A 20,714-nucleotide genomic window follows, 5' to 3' on the forward strand; every position below is an offset into this window, starting at 1 on the left:
GTACCAATCAGTAAAAGCGAAGCCATAGTTATATGGTATGCTTTACGATAGGATATTTCATGCAAAATAATTAATAGAAATGTAGATTCTAAATGAAGCTGATTGCGTAAAAAAAATACCATTTTATCAAAATTCGGAATAATTATAAAAAGATACCTATGGTGTTTTATTATATACCTATATGGTAGAATATTGGCGGAAAATTCCTGTAAAGGGGAAAATTTACGCCAATTAAAAAAATGAAATTTTTTATTTTTTTTGCAAAATAATACTTCTGATTAAGCCTGTATTCCTTTATTTTCTATCCCTTTTTTGCTGAACAAGGCACTGAAGGCCCGCTTCGGCCTTAAAAATGCCGGCTTTTCGCAAGATTTTAGCAGTGACTGATAGTGGCTTAAATGCCGGTTTAACCAATAATTTAAGGCGCTTCATTCAGTTGGTCTTCAATTATACTACCGTGTGGCAATGTGGCAAACAGTGAAAGTATGAAGTTATAATGCACCGAAAAAACAATGTCGTAAAGGGTTATAGTTGTGCATTTTGGCATTCATTTTAGGCGTGTTTTAAATGAGAAAAATACCTTTCTGTATATCGAAATGCCTTGTTGAATATAATTAATGTTCCATTTTAAATATTATACCAAATAGTCAAAATAATTGGCTGTGTCATTGAATACGATGTAGATGATACAATGGTAATTACTACCATACCATTACTTCTGAACTGACAACTGGCGGAAGGAGTTTTTCTCTTTTATTGGGCGGAACAGCAGGAACTCAAAACGGCTACCGGAATACCGCAGTGGCGGTTGCCAATAAGGAGATCTTCAGGTTTTATTTTCTCAGGCTACTGTGTTGGACGGAATTGAAATGACCCGGAGTTTTAACCTCAGCAACGGGGTTACGTACCGCATTGAAGGAAGTAATAATGGAGCTGCCCGGACAGATTTGACCGGCACTCAAACTTTTTCATCCACCGCCACCACTGCACCTTATGGTGCATCTGAAGTGACTCGGAAACTCCCGATCACCGGTAATACAACAGCTCGTATTATTGGGTCTATGGCCTCAGTGGTAACTCTGCTAATAACTGGATATCTGAATTGTACCGTGACCCGCTCTGCCGGCCTTTTACAGTAAGTGTATTTGGAGAAGTGTGTCGGGTTGTGAGCAACCCTTTGCACAGGAGTACACTCTCCGTGCGGAGGGTTGCTCACAACCCAACCGTCTGTTTATGTCAAATATCCTACAATTTATGTTCAAGTAATTAATGCACCGATACCAATTCAAGACTTCTCATCACAACTTCGCCCATGCTGCGGCATTTTAAAAAATTATTGTTGTTGTAATGCTGCGCCAGTTCGCGCTTCAATCGCTCCAAATTTTCGGGCAATGAAATAGTGTCTTCCATCATGACATTCATCAAGTCTTGGATACGTGTTCGTTCTACTCTGATACGCCCCGAGATCAGCGATCGTTCTTCTTTTTGGTATTGTGCTACACTTTCCGACGTTAAGTACTTCATACCTACTTCAATGATGGCATTATTTTGTTTGAAATATTGAGGAAGATAAACGGCTTTTTTGCCTTCGTACGATTGTTGGTCAAAATCAATGGAGCGAATGCGGTAATAGATCTCTTCAAAATCGGGCGTAATATCGACCACAAAATTGCTGGAATGCATATCGCCCAATAGCCTTACAAAACAACGCTCGTTGAATTTTACAAATTCTTTGCAAAACCGAACGGTGTTCAGATTGGGTTCATATAAGTAGTTTTTGATAAACATATCGCCGGGAATTCCTGCAATATGCTCTTCAATTAAGGTTTCATCGCCGGTCAAATAACTGATGCGGTTGGGTGACAGGATGTGCTCTAATTCAAGTCCATAGATACGGGAGGCATCGGCATTTTTAACGTAAAAGTAGTCAAAGTTGTCGTTGACTTTATTCACAATACGAATCCGGAAAGGCTTGGAATTTCCATAAGAACAAACATCAACCCGGTCGACATACAAGTGCTTCATGACCGACAGATCGCCGTCGGCTTTCAGGTCGGCATAGATGGTTTTGAGGGCGTAATAGATCTCGTCTATTTCGCTGTGAGCATAGAATACCGTCTCCCAGAGGGTGTCATTGCCTCTTTTGTCATACAATGGAATGGCGTTGTCGTACCGTAACAAATAACGGTAATCAATGGGCAAAGTGACTTCACGGTTATAATTTTCCAAATAACTGCGTAAAGCGGCATTGATACGGAACGGAATTTTTTTGTGGGTAATGAATGCCATAGCGGAGAAGGGTAAATTTCACTTAACCCTTCACGTTGCCTTAGGTTCTGGACAATGTAAACGGCCTTTGGGCGTCTAATTTAAGGAAAATAAAAAGCAAAATAGTAAAAGCCCACATCGAAGACCCACCGTAGCTGAAGAACGGCAACGGAATTCCAATAACGACCATCAAGCCGATCGTCATGCCAATGTTGACCAAAAAGTGGAAAAACAAAATGCCCGCTACACAGTATCCGTAAGCCCGGGCAAATCGCGTTCGCTGTCGTTCGGCCAAAAAGATGAGTCGACACATTAACCCTAAAATCAGCAACACGACAGCGGCACTTCCCACAAAGCCGTGCTCTTCGCCAATGGTACAGAAAATGAAATCGGAATGTTGTTCGGGAACGAAGTTGAATTTGGTTTGAGTGCCGTCCAGAAACCCCTTTCCCCACAAACGTCCGGAACCTATGGCGATTTTTGACTGTATAACGTTCCAGCCTTTTCCGGTTGGGTCGGCTTTGGGGTCAATCAGTACGTCAATACGTTTTCGTTGGTGTGGTTGGAGCACATGTTTGGTAAAAAAGTCAACACTTGACACAAACAGCATCATAATACCGAAGACCAAAGACAAATTGATAAGCGTCTTATTATTACGGTCATAACGGGGAATAATGAAGCGGTAAACAATAGCTGCCAATGCAGTTAGGCCCAAACAAATATACAAAATGGGAAAAAACAGAGAAAGGATGAATAATACAATGGCGATAAGCAGCATGGCCGGATAAATGCCCTGAATTCCTTCTCTATACAATACAATCATAAAAGAAGAAAACACCAGGGCGCAGCCGGTTTCTTTTGAGACCACAATCAGCAGCATCGGCACGATAATGATACCTGCCACCCAGAGCTGGTCTTTAAATTTATTAAGGTTGACATTGGGTTGGGTAATGAATTTGGAAATCATCAATGCTGTACCAATTTTGGCAAATTCTGCAGGTTGCAGCGAAAACGATCCCATTTTTATCCAGGAATGAGAACCTTTGATCTCACTTCCAACCACCAAAACGGCCAAAAGCAAAAAAATAGAAAATCCATAAATGATGGGAGCAAGCGCTTCCCAGAATTTATGGTCAATGACCAGAATCGCGATAATCAGTAAAACGGATGAACTGATAAACATCAACTGCCGACCGGCACTGTTGGAAAGGTCAAACAATTTGGTTTGATCTTCCGGATTGTACACTGCGGCATAGACGTTGAAAAGCCCTATCGTGACACAGGCGGCATAAATCAATACGGTAAGCCAATCTATATTTTGGGTAATATGTTCGTTACGAGCCATTTTCTTGAAGGGATACGTTTATCCGTTACCGGTTGTTTGTAAAATCGTTATCCGTCAAATAATAAAACGGACAAAAGATACTCGGATAAGCAGGAACTAGGGAGCTTCTGTTAGTTTGTTAGGTGTTCTTTCCTGTTTTACAATGGTTGCTTCGGGTTTTGGAGGAGCCGGCTTTTCTTTGGGCTTAGGTTGCTGCGACTTCGGAATGATGACGTTCTGCATCAGATTCTTATTCTTCCACTCCTGTTCGTATGCTTTGCGATCTACGTGCCTTTTGAGGTATTTTTCGATGACCAAAGAGGCAACGGGAGCGGCATAAAACCCACCGAAACCCGCATTTTCGACCAATACCGCAATGGCAATTTTAGGGTTTTCTTTGGGCGCAAAAGCAATAAAAATAGAGTGGTCTTTACCGACTTTGTTTTGCGAAGTACCGGTTTTGCCGCACATCACAATATCAGGGATCAACGCCCCGCGTGACACCGTACCGCGCACAACCGCCATTTCCATTCCGTTGACAACAGGGTCAAAATAACGTCGGTCGACGCCCGTTTCGTGTCTTTCCTTGAACTCAGGTAATGGATTATTGTTTTTACCAACGCCTTTGACCAAGTGCGGAGCAATGTACCAACCGCGATTGGCGATGGTAGCCGCCAAGTTGGCAAGTTTCAACGGAGTGATCAACAATTCGCCCTCACCGATACTGAGTGAATAAATGTTGGAAAACTTCCAGCGATTTTCACCGTACCATTTGTCATAAAAAGCAACGTTGGGCAATTTTCCGATAGCTTCGCTGGGAAGGTCAATGCCGAGTTTGTGACCAAATCCAAACTTCTCAGTATAGTCATGCCATTTTTTAAGGCCAATAGCCGACGCTTTATAGGTATTCCGTTCAGTGTTAGCGTAAATCATCCGCCGGAATACGTGATAAAAATAAGGATTACAAGACCACTGAATGGCACTGTTAACGCCCGTCAGGCCACCGTGATTGTGGCACTTCATTGGTGCGCCTGCGTGACTGAATATGCTTCCCGGGGTAATGGCTCCTTCCTGCATGGCTACCAAGGCCTGCACCGTTTTGAAGGTGGAGCCGGGACGATAGTTGCCCATCACGGCGCGGTTAAGCAATGGGCGGTAGGGATTAAGGGCTAATTTGGCGTAATTTTTAGAAAAATCGCGCGTAGCAAACAAAGCAGGATCGTAGCTTGGTGCGGAAGTAATGGCCAACACTTCACCGGTTGAGGGCTCAATGGCAATCACGGCACCGGCTTTGCCCTGCATGAGGCTATCGGCATATTGCTGAATTTCCAGATCAATGCTGGTATATAGGTTTTGCCCTGCCTGAGCGATGGTATCCAATTCACCGCCTTTCCAAGCACCTTTAGATACGCCGTGTACATCCTGCATCACGTAATGGACCCCTCGCTGCCCGCGCAGGTATTCTTCGTAGTATTTTTCCAGTCCGCTTTGCCCCACCAGATCACCCTGACGATAGTAAGGGTATTCCTGGGCATCCAATTGTTTTTGAGAAATTTCACTTACGTAACCGAGCGCATGGGCAAGAACAGGAGCAGAGTACGTACGAACCGAACTTTTGACGTATTCAAAGCCCGGGTAATCAACCAATACGTCCTGAACGCGGGCAAAATCCTGTTTAGATAATTGGCGCAAAAAAAGCGAAGGACGATAACGTGAATACGCTTTGGCTATTTTCATTAAACTGTCAAAAGCAGTAGGCGTAATACTCAGGGCATTGCAAAGCGCAAGGGTATCTACAACTCTGATTTTACTGGGAGTTACGTATATATCATATACCAATGTATTATGAACGATCAGATTACCGTAGCGGTCATACACTTGTCCGCGCATCGGTACATCAGGCACCGCCCGAATAGAGTTGCTGGCGGTTTCGTACGTATTATCAAGCACTTGGAGATACAGAAGGCGTATCAGATAAATAGTTCCTACCAGCACAAACAATCCATACACAAAAAATTTTCTATTCTCTGACATCTACTTTGGTAATTATAAATGGTAAAGTGTAACTTTTTTTAGACCTGTTATTGAAGGGTTATACTTAGATATAATTACTGCAAAGTTCGGGGGATTTAATTAATTTTCAAGCATAAAGTCAAGTTATTAAATAAAAAAAGGAGAGACATGCTCTCCTTTTTTCCGAATCTTATTTTAGTCGCTTTTTCTACCATCCGGCCCCTTTTGCTTTGGTCTTAATTCGACATAAATACATATCGGCCGTGATGTAAAGTGTCGAGCCGTCGTCACCCCAACCGCAATTGGCGGTGGCTTCGCCGGTCTCAATTCTTCCCAGCAGTTTACCGGCCGGAGAAAATACCAAAATACCGCCCGGCCCGCTACTCCATACGTTTCCGTTGCTATCAACTTTGAGACCGTCAGGCAATCCCGGCAATCCTTGTTTAACCATTGAGGTAGCGTCAAAAAATACTTTCCCCTGACCAACCGAACCGTCTGCCTGTACCGGGAATGCCATAATAATGGCTTTGTCAGGATCGGATTGGGCTACATACAGTATTTTTTCATCGGGCGAAAAAGCAAGGCCGTTCGGGCGGGTCATGTCTTTGGTCAATAAGGTAACTTTACCGTCGGTTCCTGCACGGTATACTCCAAACCAATCAATTTCGCGGGTGGGATCTTCGTGTTTTTTAGGCATTCCATACGGCGGATCGGTAAAATAATAAGCTCCGCTCGAGTGCTGTACCACGTCGTTTGGACTGTTAAAACGTTTTCCCTGATAATTATCGGCCACGGTACGTTTTCCAACGCCCGACAGCGGCATGACCGAAATACGGCGATCACCGTGTTCGGCAGAAACCAAATGTCCCTGTCGGTTCAGTGTGAGGCCATTTGATCCCGGTTCATCTCCGTAAGTGCCCACACCTGTAAAACCGGAAGGCTTCAAAAACGACGTTAATCCTTCTTTAGCATTCCATTTGAAAACAGTATTTTGGGGAACGTCGGAAAACAACAAATAGCCTCCTTCCTTTATCCATACCGGACCCTCAGCCCACGTAAATCCGGAAGCCAATACCTCCAATTTGGCATCCGGTGCAATCAGAGCATCCAGCTGAGGATCATTCCGAATAATTTTGCCCAGCGTGGGAAAACCGGATTGTGCAAAAGACCGGGACTGACAAATAAGGAAAACACAAATAATGAACTTCACAATTTTCATAGAGTACAGAGGTTTAGCGGTTTGATGTTTATGAAAGCTCATTTGCGACCCGGTTTAATGTATCCGGCACTTTTATCTTTTTTTCCTGAAATGACAAACCCGCCAACGCATGCGCGTTGGCGGGTTTGTTAGTGGAAATAAAACCTGAAATCTCCGAATTAAATGGTACCTGTCGCTTTCAGCAATACCACTTTGACTTGGGTATAATAAAGCGTGGTTACCCCTTCAAACCCTGAATCTGTCCCTACCAAGATCCACAATTCGCCTTTATCGTTGGTTTTGGCAGAAAACGGTGTTTTGTCATTGTTGCGTTTGATGATCCGGTATTTGTAGTCGCTGCCTTCAATTCCGATATTACCCAGCAAAATCGCGTTTTTCCCTGAATTGTTTTGAGAACCTTTGTCCCAATTCAATACCCAGTGATTGACATTGGTGCTGTCTTTGACTTTTTGAGGTTCAGTACCGGCCGCACCGGCTTTCAAAAATACCGAACCACCGGGAGAACCACCGATTCCGACGCCGGTCTCGGGGTATTGCGATGCCAATTGTACCTCAAAATTAATGGTGTACGTTTGGTTAGGCTCTAAGCCCGTCAGCTTTCTTTTCATGTACATAAAAGCGTCGTCGCTGCGGTTGCTGCTCGTGAGCATAAATCCTTTTTTGAGCGAGTCGGTGGGGAGTGCCGCGATCTTTGAACTAAACTCCATGATGGATTCCTGCTCAGTGCCATAATCCGTAATTCCAGCCTCCCAATTTTCGGTGCCTTTGTTAAAATCGCCAACATAACTGAAGTTCGGACCGATGCCGTCATCCGTTTTGTCGCAGCTTACCATTCCTAACGTTAATACGGCGCCAACTCCCCACATTACTTTTTTAGTAGTTGATCTTGAGCGACTTACCACTTGTTGCCACATTCCGTTGGCTGAGCCTTTTACTTGCATTGATTTCATTGCTGTTTACTTGTTTTTAAGATTAATAATGGCGAATTCAAGGACGCGAATTCAAGCAAGTGACGCGACGGTTGGAAAGAGGGTTGGAATTGGGCAAAAAGAAAATCAGTTGAAGCAGCCGAGGGGTTCTGTTTTGTGGGTAATAAATTCAGAGTTAGTTGCCTGAATATTAGAGAGAAAGGCGATGTCGCTTTTTTAATGAAAAATTTTAATAAAAAATCTTCGATGCACTTTAGTGTCGGCTTTATTTGTTCAGAGTTAGTCGAAATTATTTGCAGGCTGTTTGACCCCGGATGGGGCGGTCGGCCGCTGCCGTCAAACAAAATAATGTAAATTGGTTTTTGGAGCAAACACTGGTCATTTACTCAACAACTTACTTTTAACAACAACCTCGATCACTTGCTCACGAAGATTTCGACTGATGGGAATTTGATGAGTTTGGATGGCGAGTTCTGTGTTATCGACACTTTCTATCTTTGAAACAGCAACCAGATACGACTTATGCACCCTCAAAAACTTACTCGGGTCGAGGTATTCTTCAACGGTTTTTAGGGGCAAAAGTGTCATGTATTTACCTCTGACGGTATGAATGATCACGTAATTTTGCAGGGCTTGAACAAATAACAGTTCGTCGATCAGTATTTTTTCGTACTTGTTTTCACATTTGATGAATAAATAATCGGGTTCCGAAACTTGGGTTGTATTTCCTGACTTTTGATTTTTCAACAGATGCAACTCTTTGGCTTTGTTAGCGGCTTTGAAAAAGCGATTGAACGTAATAGGTTTCAGCAAATAATCAACCACGTCAAACTGAAATCCTTCCAACGCATAATTCGGGTACGCCGTTGTGATGATGACCATCGGAAGGTTGGTCTTGATTTTCAGGAAATCCAAGCCCGTCATATACGGCATTTGAATGTCTAAAAAAATAAGGTCAATAGGTTCATTTTCAAGTACTTTGTTGAGCTCTATAGGATTTTGAGCAATGGCTGCCAAGTCCATGTAATCGATCACGGATATGTACTGGGCCAAACCTTCGCTGGCCAATGGTTCATCATCAACGATCACGCATTTTAATTTCATTTCAGATCAATGGTCAGGTCTATTTTAAAGGTTTTTGAGTTGGGCGTAATCGTTAAACGATGTTTGTCGGGATAAATTAAATTCAGACGACGTTCCACATTTTTTAGTCCGATGCCCGATGCTTCCGCCGTGCTTTCGGTATTTTTGCTGTTTTCGACGCTCATTTCAAGCGTTCTTTTGTTTTTTACCGTAAGATACATCTTTATAAAATTCTTCTGTGTTTTACCTTTTGAGACATGCTTAAAGGCATTTTCTACGAAAGGAAGCAACATGAACGGCGCAATGTTAGTGTCTTGCGCCGAAGCATGATTGATCTCAAAGGTCAGCTCGGTTTGATTCTCGTAGAGCCGAAGGGTTTCCAATTCAATAAAATTTTCCAGAAAATGCAATTCCTTGCTAAGCGGTATTTCCTGATCGTTGCATTCATAGAGCTGATACCTAAGCATTTCTGAAAAAGAAGCCAACGACTCCGACGCCAAGTCAGGATTTTTATGGATCAGTACGAAAATGGAATTGATGGTATTGAACAAAAAATGCGGATTTATCTGCGATTTGAGGTATTTGAGTTCTGTCTCCAAATTATCTTTTTCCAACGTCAATCGTTTCTTTTCCGTATTGAGCCAGTTTTTCGCCAGTTTTACGCTCATTGCCAAGGTCATGCTGCCCGCCGTAGAAGGCAAAGCAGCGGTAGTGAACAGCACAAAATATTGATCGGGGCGTTTGTTGAACAATTGAAAAAAAGTAAGGTCTGAAAAATAAGCATTCAGGTAATAACCGCATACAATGAACGCCGAACTTACCAAAACCGTCGCAATGACCAAGACGATGTAGGTTTTGTATTTGCCTACGTACAAAAACTTAGGAATCAGATAGTACAGATTGAAGTAAGCGCCGGCGGCTTGAAACACAATGTATCCATAAAATTTAATAGGCAGATTTCCCCCAAAAAGATAATGAAACATACCGTTCAAATTGCCGATATTGATCATCATCCAAAGCAGATGATAGGCGATCCAGAAAGGGATATGGTAAAGTTTATATTTGAAAAACCATTTTTGCATAGTACTCACACCATTTTAGCAGGGAAAATTACCACCGACCTTCTTTTTGATTTATATGCGATTGACGTAGTGTTAAAAATAATTGATGAATGGAAAAAAATACTGTTTTCTGCCAATGGTCAATTAGAAGCAGCAACTTGTCAATCCGTTCAGTTTCAATGGTTATCCTTCATTTGATTTGAATAAAAAATCAAAAAAATGAGGATACTGTTTCTTTTGGCACTATTTACGGCATCGGAAAGCTTTGCCCAAATTACCGGAAAAGTAATTGCAACCAAAGGCGAGCCGCTTCCCTTTGCCAATGTGATACTTTATACTGCTCAAGACTCCGTCATTGCGGCAGGCACTACTACCGACGAAAAAGGAATATTTTTGCTTAATTATTCAAAGGAAGGAACGTTTTATCTGCAAGTCAGAAGTATCGGTTATAAAACCTTTCAGTCCGGATCGTTTACACTAACGGCAACGAACCCGTCCATTCAACTGCCTGATCTGCGCCTTTTGGAGGAAAATAATTCCCTCAACGAAGTGGTAGTTTCGGCCAAAAAAGAATTGATTCAAAATACGCCGGTCGGTAAAGTGATCAATATTCAAAGCAGCCTCATGACCAAAGGAAGCAATGCGCTGCAAGTGTTGGAAAGGTTGCCGGGTGTCATTTCTGACCGACGGAATAATCAGTTCAGCCTGAACGGACAAAGCGGCGTGACGATTCTTTTTAATGGCCGAAAAGTGCCGATGTCGATGGAAGAATTAATGACGCTGCTTGAAAATACGGTGGCGGATAACATTGAAAAAATAGAACTCATTACCTCTCCAACCGCCCAATACGACGCTGACGGCGGGGCGGGAATTATCAATATTGTGTTCAAAAAGAATGAAAATGAAGGAACAAAAGTCAATTTTTCAGCCACTGCGGGTTATGGTTTTCGAGAAAAAGGGGTTACCTCTTTAGGGATTTCTCAGGGCTTTAAAAAAGTGAATCTTTATACGTCTTATTCTTTTTTGCACGACGTAAGCAGGTCAGGATTTATGGGGGAAGGTACCGCCGGAGCTTCCTTTATGTTGGGCGAAACGTTTAATACATTTTACGGAATGTCGCGACGGTTTCAGAATACGCATAACGTCAATGTGAACATAGACTATCAACCAAATCGCAAAACGACCATTGGCGGCGAATTTTTATTTTCTTTTGGAAGATCACATAATTTGGTGAACAACGGCGGTACCTATGAACTGAAAAACGCTGATTTTATAAAAATGACCGCTTTTTCAGACGGATTGAATACAAAACAAAATACGATCTCATCGGTCTATTTTAAGCAGAAAACGAGTGCAAGATCACAGTTGAGCGCCGATGTAAGCTATATAAATTATTCCAACAACAGCCCTACGCTCATCAATTCCAATTATTTTGATAGGGAAGAAAACGAGATCGTGCCGGAAAACCCTATTTTTACCTTTGGCAATCGGGGAGAAAGCGTTTCGAAAATACAGGTAGGTGTATTTAAAACAGATTATAACATCCAACTAAACACTAAGATAAGTGCCGAATTTGGGATAAAGGGCAGTTATTCTAACAGTGTGAATGACAGCAAGGTAGAACGAAAGGTCAACGATGTTTGGCAAATCGATCCGCGCTCGCAAAGCTCCATTTACAGTCAGGAACGAATAGCGGCGGCTTATTCGCAATTCAAGTTTTTAGTGTCCCCAAAGTCAAACCTTCATGTGGGTGTACGTTACGAATATTGGCAGCGCGATATCAACATATACAAAGATGCGTTCGTCATTGCCAACCTTTTTCCATCGCTCCTTTATACTCATACGCTTAACGATAAGTCAAATTTCAGCATTAATTACAGCCGTCGTATCAGTCGCCCTGCGTATACGGATTTGATCTCAAATTTGTTTTATAACGATCCAACCTTTGTTTTTTCGGGCAATCCATTGCTGAAACCTACCGTTACGGATGTATTAAAGACCGATTTTACCACAAAAGGCTTGACCGCCGGGCTTTCTTTTCAATATGATCTGCATCCGATCCTGCGCTATCAAATCACTTCCAACGCGACAAAGGATATTGGAATTTCGTCGCCCCAAAACCTGGACTTTCAGAAAAGCATTAACCTTTTTTTGAATTATTCGGGCCGAATTTTCAGTTGGTGGAAATTGTCGGTAGGCAGTACAACTTCATTGCGTGATTACAAAGTTTCTTATAGTCTCACACCCACCGAAAAAACCTTTGTATTTCAAAACATTAACTTCACTCAAAGTCTGCAACTGCCCGGCAACGTTGAAATAGAGCTTTCCGGTTGGCGAAACTTTCCTTTTTTTGAAGGAACCAATTCGATCAAAGGCTTTGGTATCATGAATTTGGGCATTGCCAAAAAATTGAAAAATGACAAAGGCACGATTCAGTTATCGCTGCCCGACGTCCTGAAATCGTTCAGCGTTCATACCCATATCAGCGGCATGACTCCCATCGTTTTTAATATCAATACCGTCTCCAATTGGCGAGACGAAACGGCTTTTTACCGAGTCATCAAACTGACGTATTCAAGGAGTTTTGGGAAAAGTACGCAGAAAATAAATTATAGTGCTGATAATGAGGAAGACAAAAGATTAAAATAAGTGCCGAGTTTTAAAGCAGTTAAAGTTGAACTGAGTTATATGCCGATTGTTTGACCCCGGCTGGGGTCACCTGTTTGTAGAAATCAAGCTATTATCTACAAACGTCTGACCCCATCCGGGGTCAAACAAAACCCTATAGACTTAAAAGTAAAAGGCTCATCAAGTGTTATTCCACTCCACTCTCTTACCTTTATATTAGATTTTTTTAAGATATTTGTACCCCGATAAGAACAGAAAGTACGCATTTGTTGTTAAAATATTGAATTAACTGCACACAACGCGATGAGCAAAGAGGTAGATATCCTGGAAGAAATTACCAATTCTGAATATAAATATGGTTTCGTAACTGACATCGAAGCCGATGAAGCAGCGCCCGGTTTAACTGAAGATACCGTCAGATGGATTTCGGCAAAAAAACAGGAGCCTGAATGGATGACTGAATGGCGTTTGAAAGCATTTCGTCTATGGCAAGGAATGACCGAGCCAACGTGGCCGAATGTTCACTATACACCTATTGATTATCAAGTAATTAAATATTATTCTGCTCCCAAGCAAAAAATAGAAGTTGGCTCGTTGGATGAGATAGATCCTGAATTAAGACGAACTTTTGAGCGTTTGGGGATTTCATTAAATGAACAAAAACGATTGTCGGGTGTAGCCGTTGATGCGGTCATTGACTCTATTTCGGTGGCAACAACGTTTAAAACAGAACTCAAAAAACAAGGCATCATTTTTTGCTCCATGAGCGAAGCCATTCAGGACCATCCTGAATTGGTACGTAAGTACATGGGTTCTGTTGTGCCTGCCAAAGATAACTATTTTTCGGCCCTCAACGCTGCCGTTTTTTCTGACGGTTCGTTTTGTTATATTCCTAAAGGCGTTCGTTGCCCGATGGAACTTTCGACTTATTTCCGAATCAATGCTTCAGGAACGGGTCAATTTGAGCGTACACTGATCGTCGCCGATGAAGGCTCGTATGTAAGTTATTTGGAAGGCTGTACGGCTCCCATGCGTGACGAAAACCAATTGCACGCCGCAGTGGTCGAGATCGTTGCTCATGAGCGCGCCGAAGTAAAATACAGCACGGTACAAAACTGGTATCCCGGTGATAAGGAAGGGAAAGGTGGAATTTATAATTTTGTAACCAAGCGAGGTATCTGCGAAGGCGCAAATTCAAAAATTTCGTGGACGCAGGTAGAGACGGGTTCGGCCATTACCTGGAAATATCCTTCGGTTATTTTGAAAGGAGATAACTCCATCGGGGAGTTTTATTCGGTGGCGTTGACCAACAACATGCAACAGGCCGATACGGGAACCAAAATGATTCATATTGGCAAAAATACCAAGAGCCGTATTGTTTCGAAAGGAATTTCGGCGGGTAAAAGCCAAAATTCGTACCGTGGTTTGGTTCAGGTATTTAAGCGTGCTGAAAACGCCCGTAACTTCTCGCAATGCGATTCATTGCTGTTGGGTGATACCTGTGGTGCGCACACCTTCCCATATATTGAAGTAAACAACACCAGCTCTACCGTTGAGCACGAAGCTACAACGTCAAAAATCGGGGAAGATCAGTTGTTTTACTGCAACCAACGCGGTATCCCAACCGAACAGGCGGTGGCGTTGATCGTCAACGGATATGCCAAAGAAGTATTGAATCAGCTTCCGATGGAATTTGCGGTAGAAGCCCAAAAACTGCTGGAAATAAGCTTGGAAGGTTCCGTTGGATAACTTAATCGCAATGGCGGGCAAATAGCTGAAACATTCGTAATTAAGAAGACGTTTACAATGGTGACAGGGCACAGTTCCTGTCACCATTTATTTTTGGTAAAAAGATGAAAAAGAAAACAGCGTTACCCACAGAACTTACGCCCGAAACCCTAACGGGGCTGAAAACAGGCGAGCCAAAAGAAGTAGCCGTTGGTTTGCCGGCCGTCGTTAGTTCTTTTCAACACGTTTTTGGAGCCATGAATGTGGGGAGAGGAGCAAAGGCATTATTTAATCTGAACCAAAAAGACGGTTTTGATTGCCCAAGCTGTGCTTGGCCCGATCCCGATGACGAACGTTCACGTATTGCCGAATACTGCGAGAACGGCGCCAAAGCCGTGGCCGAAGAAGCCACAACTAAGCGCCTTCTTCCTGAGTTTTTTGCTGAACATTCTATTTCAGAATTGGGAACATGGAGCGATTTTGAATTGAGCCAACAGGGGCGTATTGCACAACCCATGTTCAAACCAAAAGGGGCAGATCATTATGCACCGATTGCTTGGGAGGATGCCTTTGCGTTAATTGCCGGCCACCTCAACCGACTTCCGTCACCTGATGAAGCAATATTTTATACCTCGGGCCGTACGAGCAACGAAGCAGCCTTTTTATATCAGCTTTTTGTGCGGGAATTTGGAACGAATAATCTTCCGGATTGCTCCAACATGTGTCATGAGTCGAGCGGAGTGGCGTTGAGCGAAACGCTGGGGATCGGGAAAGGATCGGTCAAATTGGAGGACCTGTATTTGGCCGATCTGATCATCATTGCCGGTCAAAATCCCGGAACCAACCACCCGCGTATGCTCACCGCGTTAGAAAAGGCCAAAAAAAACGGCGCTAAAATACTTTCCATCAATCCATTGCACGAAACAGGGTTGGTAGCTTTCAGTAATCCTCAGACCTTGGGAGGGCTGTTGGGAGCAAAAACGAACCTCTCGGATGTATTCTTGCCGATACGTATCAATGGGGATATACCTCTCTTTAAGGCATTTATAAAATTAATGCATGAGGCAGAACTAAAAACCGGCGAGGTTTTTGATTGGAAATTTATTGAAGAAAAAACAACGGGAATTCAGGAACTCCTTAAAGATTTAGAAAAATATACGATTGAACAACTCGCCGATGATTGTGGCTTAACCGTTGCTCAAGTACAGGAAGCGGCAACATTGATCATTCATTCAAAAAAAATTATTGCGTGTTGGGCAATGGGCCTGACACAGCATAAAAATTCGGTTGATACCATTCGTGAGGTTGTTAATCTTTTATTGGTGAAAGGGTCAATCGGAAAACCCGGCGCGGGTACTTGTCCCGTACGCGGACACAGTAACGTGCAGGGAGACCGGACAATGGGGATTTGGGAAATGCCGCCTAAAGCTTTTTTGGACAGCTTGGAAAAACAATTTGGTTTTAAGCCGCCCCGAAAGCACGGATACAATACCGTAGAGGCTATCAAAGCCATGCATGAAGGCAAAGTAGGAGTATTTTTTGCAATGGGTGGAAACTTTCTTTCGGCAACCCCCGATACGGTTTATACCGCAAAAGCACTGCGTAACTGTGCTCTAACGGCGCATGTTTCGACCAAATTGAACCGGAGCCATTTAGTAACAGGCGAGGAAGCATTGATCTTACCTTGTTTGGGGCGGACCGATGCAGATGAGCAACAGGGAGAAGCCCAATTTGTCAGTGTTGAAAACTCAATGGGCGTTGTCCATCAATCCAAAGGAAAATTGAAACCTGTTTCTGAATTTTTGCTGAGTGAGCCTGACATTGTGTACCGATTGGCAAAAGCCACATTAGGGAATGAATCTGCAATTGATTGGGATAGTTTTTTAGTGCATTACGATAACATTAGAAATGCCATTGAGAAAACTATTCCCGGGTTTGAAAATTATAACGAACGCGTTCGTAAACCGGGAGGGTTTTATTTGCCAAATGGGGCTCGTGAGGGCAATTTTAAAACAAAAAGCGGGAAAGCAACCTTTACAATTAATAGCTATTCTCCTCTGAAATTGGCCGAAAATGAGTATTTAATGATGACCATTCGGAGCCATGATCAATTCAATACGACCATTTATGGCCTTAATGATCGGTATCGTGGTATATATAATGAACGTCGAGTAGTATTGATGAATGAAAAAGATATACTAAAAGGAGAGTGGAAACCGGGAATGATTGTAAATTTGTATAATTATTTCGGTGGAATAGAGCGAGTTGCTACTAAATTCATCATTTTACCTTACTTGATACCCGAAAAATGTGTAGCCACCTATTTCCCGGAAACGAACGCTTTAGTTCCGATCAACAGTTTTGCCGACCGAAGTATGACTCCTACGTCAAAAACTGTTGTGATTCAAATAAAAAGTGCTCTATAACCTTTTTTAGGCGGTTTTTGAGGTGATATGGCGATGGCAAAAATTATGCCGGCTGTTTTTTCAGGAGATGCGTTCATTTATTCCAATCGTTCCCAAACTTATCCATTAAGGTTTTTAAAAATCGGTTATAGTGCAGATTATCAGAGAGTTAAGATGAGAGGTCGTTTAGGGATAGCTTTTTCATAGTTTTTTAATGATTTTTCGCACGGTTTTTGTCCCTAAATGATTACCCCGTTATTCTAACTATTTTTCTAATGATTAAACGTTTAGCGCGACTTCTGTGTCTATTGGTATGGTCGGTGACCCTGGGAGCCTATGCTGGACCTCGACCTATTCTGCCAACTAATTATTTTGAACCTAACCCCCTTTTTGTAGCTGAAGACGATCAAAGGTATTTATGTGTTGCCCTCCTCAATACTAATGAGGGAGATCAGTATGGTTTGGACATCCTTCGTGAAGGAGCTAAACAGGGCTGTAATGCATCAATGGTTACAGTACGCTGGGATGTGGTATACAACTCGCCCTCCAGCCCTGCCAACTGGACCCAGTTTGATAATCAAATAAAGCTGAGCAAAGAATTAGGACTTAAAATCTTCATCCGCATCCATTTAGCAAGATGCTGTAATCGTAATGAAGGGTATTGGAGCGAGAGTGAAACATCTAAAGACCAACAGGGCAATCCTACCAATGAGTTCTTTAGCATGGCTCACGAATCTGCCGTTCAGAAATCCCTGGCTTTTGTGAAAGAAGTCTGCGAACGTTATGCAGCATATCAACGTGACGGAAACATTTTGTGCATTGCCGCTACTACTACTCCAACCCAGGAGGCCGGCTATCACTACGAAGGAAGCACCAAATCCGGCGGTATCGGTGGAACGTCGTATTTGTCTATGTTCGACTATGCCCCAAGCATGATAACCGGCTACCGGGCATGGTTAAAGCAGCGTTATACAGATATTAAAACCATCAATGCGACATGGCGTTCAGATTATAGCAGCATTGATGACATACAGCCGGTGACGTCTGATTATCCACATCCTGAAAATATGCGATACATTGATTGGTATGTGTATCGTCACACTGTTTTGAAAAACTTTTTGGATGGTGTAAGCAGAACGGCCAAAGGAGTAGATAATTCCTACAAGGTGATCAATGATTTTGGCTCGGTGCATGATGGATTAAGTTTTCGCAGGGCCACATTTGCCTTTAAAGATCTGGCGCGTTCCACGGATGGAACTAAGATAAATGACTCTCAATACTACTCTCACTTTTTCAGTGCTGATGTGTTGAGAAGCAATATGGCTGAAGGAAAATGGCTCATGAATGAGGCATTTCGTGAGCCAAATCTCTCCTCTTATGGATTACAACTGATGCTTAATGAGCACTTTGAGCGGGGATGTAAATTGGTGAATATTGTTTGTACGAGCGTCGATGATATTGGTTTTTACACACAGGGAATAAAATTTGTTGCGGCCAATTGGTTGAATAAACCCATGACGAAAATTGTTCCCGTTCAAAAGATGGTTGTCAAGCTTTCGGAATTGGTCAAAACCGGGGGATATTTTCATCCGGGCTACAATAGCCGTTGGGACGAAAAGAAAGCAAGCGGTCCGGTAGAAGTAAAGCTGATCGAAGACCTTTTGGGAGAACCTGAAAATAACCAATCACCTATTGTAAAAAATCCACTGCAAAATTATACACTGGTTTCCGGATTTGACGCTTCGTATGTTATTCCTCAGGATGCGTTTCAGGACCCGGACGGAACCATCGAATTCTATGAAGTAAGCGGCTTGCCTACGGGGTTGTTTTTGGATAAAAATACGATCAAAGGAAATACCACGAATTTGGGTACGTACGAAGTGAAGGTAAAAGCAACAGATATGTACGATGCCTCTACGACGACAACATTCAACTTAACGGTGACACCTCAAAAATTAACCCGTTTGGATCTTTACAAAGCGGGCGATTTTCAGAAGCGGAGCTTAATTCGTACGCTGAAAAACAATGATACGCTTAATATAGCTGATTTAAATTATCCCATAAACCTCTTTGCCGTACCTGATGGATCAGCCAAAGCGGTTGTTTTTAAATTGTCGGGGGCGATCAATAAAACCCAAATCGAAACGACAGCACCTTATGGATTATATGGTGATAATGATGGGGTTACGTTAAAGGTCGGCAATTATGAGATGGTGCTTGAAGCCTATAACTCGACCATTATAACGGGAGCAACCGGCATTGGAAAAGTGGTATTTAATTTTGTTGTTATTGACAAACGCGTTAATCAGCCTCCCGTACTTGTCAGTCAGATTGCTGATCAGCAGGCAACGGTGGGGAAAGCGTTCAGTTATACAATTCCAACGGCAACTTTTCAGGACAAAGACGGAAAAATTGACCACATTGATATAAAAGGGCTGCCCAATGGATTGAAAGCGGATGGTTGGAAAATTAGCGGTACACCTACGCAGGCAGGAACCTCGACTGTTTCAGTTGAAGCTTTCGATAATGAAAATGCCTCTGTTAAAACGCAGTTTGTGTTGAAAGTAACTGTTAATAATCAGGCACCTACCGTGGCGGCTATCATTCCTGATCAGGCTGCTGTAGTCCAACAGGCGTATAGTTATACCCTTCCGACGGATCTATTTAAAGATGCCGATGGTACGATCGCGAGTATTACGGTTAAGAATGCTCCGGCCGGAATAACATTGAACCAAGGAAAATTGGCCGGAACTCCGACCGCTGCCGGTGAATTTGTGGTAGTGCTGAGAGGAACCGATAACGGTGGAAGCTGGGTTGAAACAAGCTTTCGTCTTATTGTCAAAGCAACATCGGCCAATTTACCGCCGGTCGTGGCAGATGCCATTCCGGGTCAATCGGCAGTTGTGGGAACGAGTTTTACGTATACTGTACCTGCAAAATCTTTCAAAGATCCTGAAGGCGGTGAGATCCGTATCGAAGTGTTAAATTTACCGGCCGGCTTGAGCAGTACCAAAGGCGCTATTTTTGGGAATCCGTCCGTTGGCGGGGAATATAAAGTGACGGTTCGCGGGTATGACCCTGTGGGTGTATTTGCAGAAACTACCTTTGCCCTTACGGTACGTTTACCAAACGGTAATATTCCGCCTACTGTTGTAGCTGCTATCGCTGACCAAACGACTAAAGTAGATGAACCTTACAATTTTACGGTTCCTGTCAGTACTTTTTATGAGCCTGATGGGTTTTTGTCGGGAATCATTGTAAGAGGGTTACCTACCGGATTATCCTATCAGAGTGGCATAATAGTCGGTACGCCTACGGTAGCGGGGTCGTATACCATTATGGTAAGAGCAATTGATAATCAGGGAGCAGCAGTAGAAGCGTATTTTATTTTAAAAGTAACAGAGTCTGCCACGGCTTCATTGGTGTTTAGCCTCTACAAAGCAGGTGGGTCGGCCTCGCGTAAATTTGTACAGACCCTGCGTGATAAAGATAAGATACAACTGAGTCAAATACCTTCGTTTGTCAATATTTTTGCGGAAGTAAATGCGCCTGTCGACCGTATTCAATTTGAGATGTCAGGACCTGTTGATGCCACGTTTACGGATCTAAGTGCTCCTTATGCATTATACGATGACAATGGAGGTTTTGGTTCAACAGGCGGTAACTATGTTTTAACGGCGAAGGGACTCAAAAGCGGGAAGGTAGTGGTTGAATCAAAGATCGAATTCGAGATCACCAATGGAAGCGGGGGAGGCGAAGGGTTTGGAGGAGAAGAGGTTTTATGGGCACCTTATCCCAATCCTTTTAAAGATTCGTTCAAAATGACATTGCCTCTTGATTATGAGCCGTCCACAACTTCATTTTCACTGCTGAATATTTCAGGACAGAGGACTCCGATTACGGATGTGCTTTGGGAAGGCCAACGGGCAACGATCGGTATCGGTTCTCATTCATTGACTAGAGGAATGTACTTTATACAGGTACATCATCCCGAATATCCCAACAGGACACTCAAAATCTTAAAAGGAGAATAGAGGCCGAGTCATAAAAAAGAGT

The 20,714-nt window shown here is 42.9% G+C and carries 12 protein-coding genes; 5 read left to right on the forward strand and 7 right to left on the reverse strand.

The annotated features are described in order from the left end of the window. Positions 1-1,266: 1,266 nt before the first annotated feature. From ACQY73_RS32140 to ACQY73_RS32170, 7 genes are all read right to left on the reverse strand, one after another. Complete coding sequence (locus ACQY73_RS32140) at positions 1,267-2,289, reverse strand: hypothetical protein (protein ID WP_428658313.1); 1,023 nt, start codon at positions 2,287-2,289, stop codon at positions 1,267-1,269. A gap of 40 nt (positions 2,290-2,329) precedes the next feature. Continuing rightward, positions 2,330-3,613, reverse strand: a complete 1,284-nt coding sequence (gene rodA / locus ACQY73_RS32145; RefSeq protein ID WP_428658315.1) for a rod shape-determining protein RodA — start codon at positions 3,611-3,613, stop codon at positions 2,330-2,332. Positions 3,614-3,709: 96 nt separating this feature from the next. After that, entirely contained in the window at positions 3,710-5,626 is a 1,917-nt protein-coding gene (gene mrdA, locus ACQY73_RS32150; RefSeq protein WP_428658317.1) for a penicillin-binding protein 2, read from the reverse strand. Between the two features lie 187 nt (positions 5,627-5,813). Next, positions 5,814-6,824 carry an SMP-30/gluconolactonase/LRE family protein gene (locus ACQY73_RS32155; RefSeq protein ID WP_428658319.1) on the reverse strand — a complete coding sequence of 337 codons (1,011 nt, stop codon included), beginning with the start codon at positions 6,822-6,824 and terminating at the stop codon, positions 5,814-5,816. A gap of 158 nt (positions 6,825-6,982) precedes the next feature. Continuing rightward, a complete protein-coding gene (locus ACQY73_RS32160; protein ID WP_428658320.1) occupies positions 6,983-7,774 on the reverse strand; it encodes a hypothetical protein in 792 nt (263 codons plus the stop codon). Positions 7,775-8,131: 357 nt separating this feature from the next. Then, positions 8,132-8,857 (reverse strand): LytR/AlgR family response regulator transcription factor, encoded by a 726-nt coding sequence (locus tag ACQY73_RS32165; protein ID WP_428658322.1) that lies wholly within the window; start codon positions 8,855-8,857, stop codon positions 8,132-8,134. After that, positions 8,854-9,819 (reverse strand): sensor histidine kinase, encoded by a 966-nt coding sequence (locus tag ACQY73_RS32170; protein WP_428658324.1) that lies wholly within the window; start codon positions 9,817-9,819, stop codon positions 8,854-8,856. Before ACQY73_RS32170 ends, ACQY73_RS32165 begins: the two co-directional genes overlap by 4 nt. Here ACQY73_RS32170 and ACQY73_RS32175 point away from each other — a divergent pair. From ACQY73_RS32175 to ACQY73_RS32195, 5 genes are all read left to right on the forward strand, one after another. Continuing rightward, positions 9,811-10,095, forward strand: coding sequence for a hypothetical protein (locus ACQY73_RS32175; protein WP_428658326.1), 285 nt, complete (start codon positions 9,811-9,813; stop codon positions 10,093-10,095). The genes ACQY73_RS32170 and ACQY73_RS32175 overlap by 9 nt on opposite strands. A 21-nt stretch (positions 10,096-10,116) precedes the next feature. After that, a complete protein-coding gene (locus ACQY73_RS32180; protein WP_428658328.1) occupies positions 10,117-12,546 on the forward strand; it encodes an outer membrane beta-barrel protein in 2,430 nt (809 codons plus the stop codon). A gap of 282 nt (positions 12,547-12,828) precedes the next feature. Continuing rightward, the gene (gene sufB, locus ACQY73_RS32185; protein ID WP_428658330.1) at positions 12,829-14,274 is read left to right on the forward strand and encodes a Fe-S cluster assembly protein SufB; all 1,446 of its coding nucleotides are present in this window, start codon (positions 12,829-12,831) and stop codon (positions 14,272-14,274) included. Between the two features lie 104 nt (positions 14,275-14,378). Beyond that, complete coding sequence (locus ACQY73_RS32190) at positions 14,379-16,679, forward strand: FdhF/YdeP family oxidoreductase (RefSeq protein ID WP_428658332.1); 2,301 nt, start codon at positions 14,379-14,381, stop codon at positions 16,677-16,679. 254 nt (positions 16,680-16,933) lie between these two features. Next, positions 16,934-20,692, forward strand: a complete 3,759-nt coding sequence (locus ACQY73_RS32195; RefSeq protein WP_428658334.1) for a putative Ig domain-containing protein — start codon at positions 16,934-16,936, stop codon at positions 20,690-20,692. Positions 20,693-20,714 lie beyond the last annotated feature (22 nt).

It is taken from the genome of Runella sp. (assembly GCF_965279615.1).
Classification (GTDB): domain Bacteria; phylum Bacteroidota; class Bacteroidia; order Cytophagales; family Spirosomataceae; genus Runella.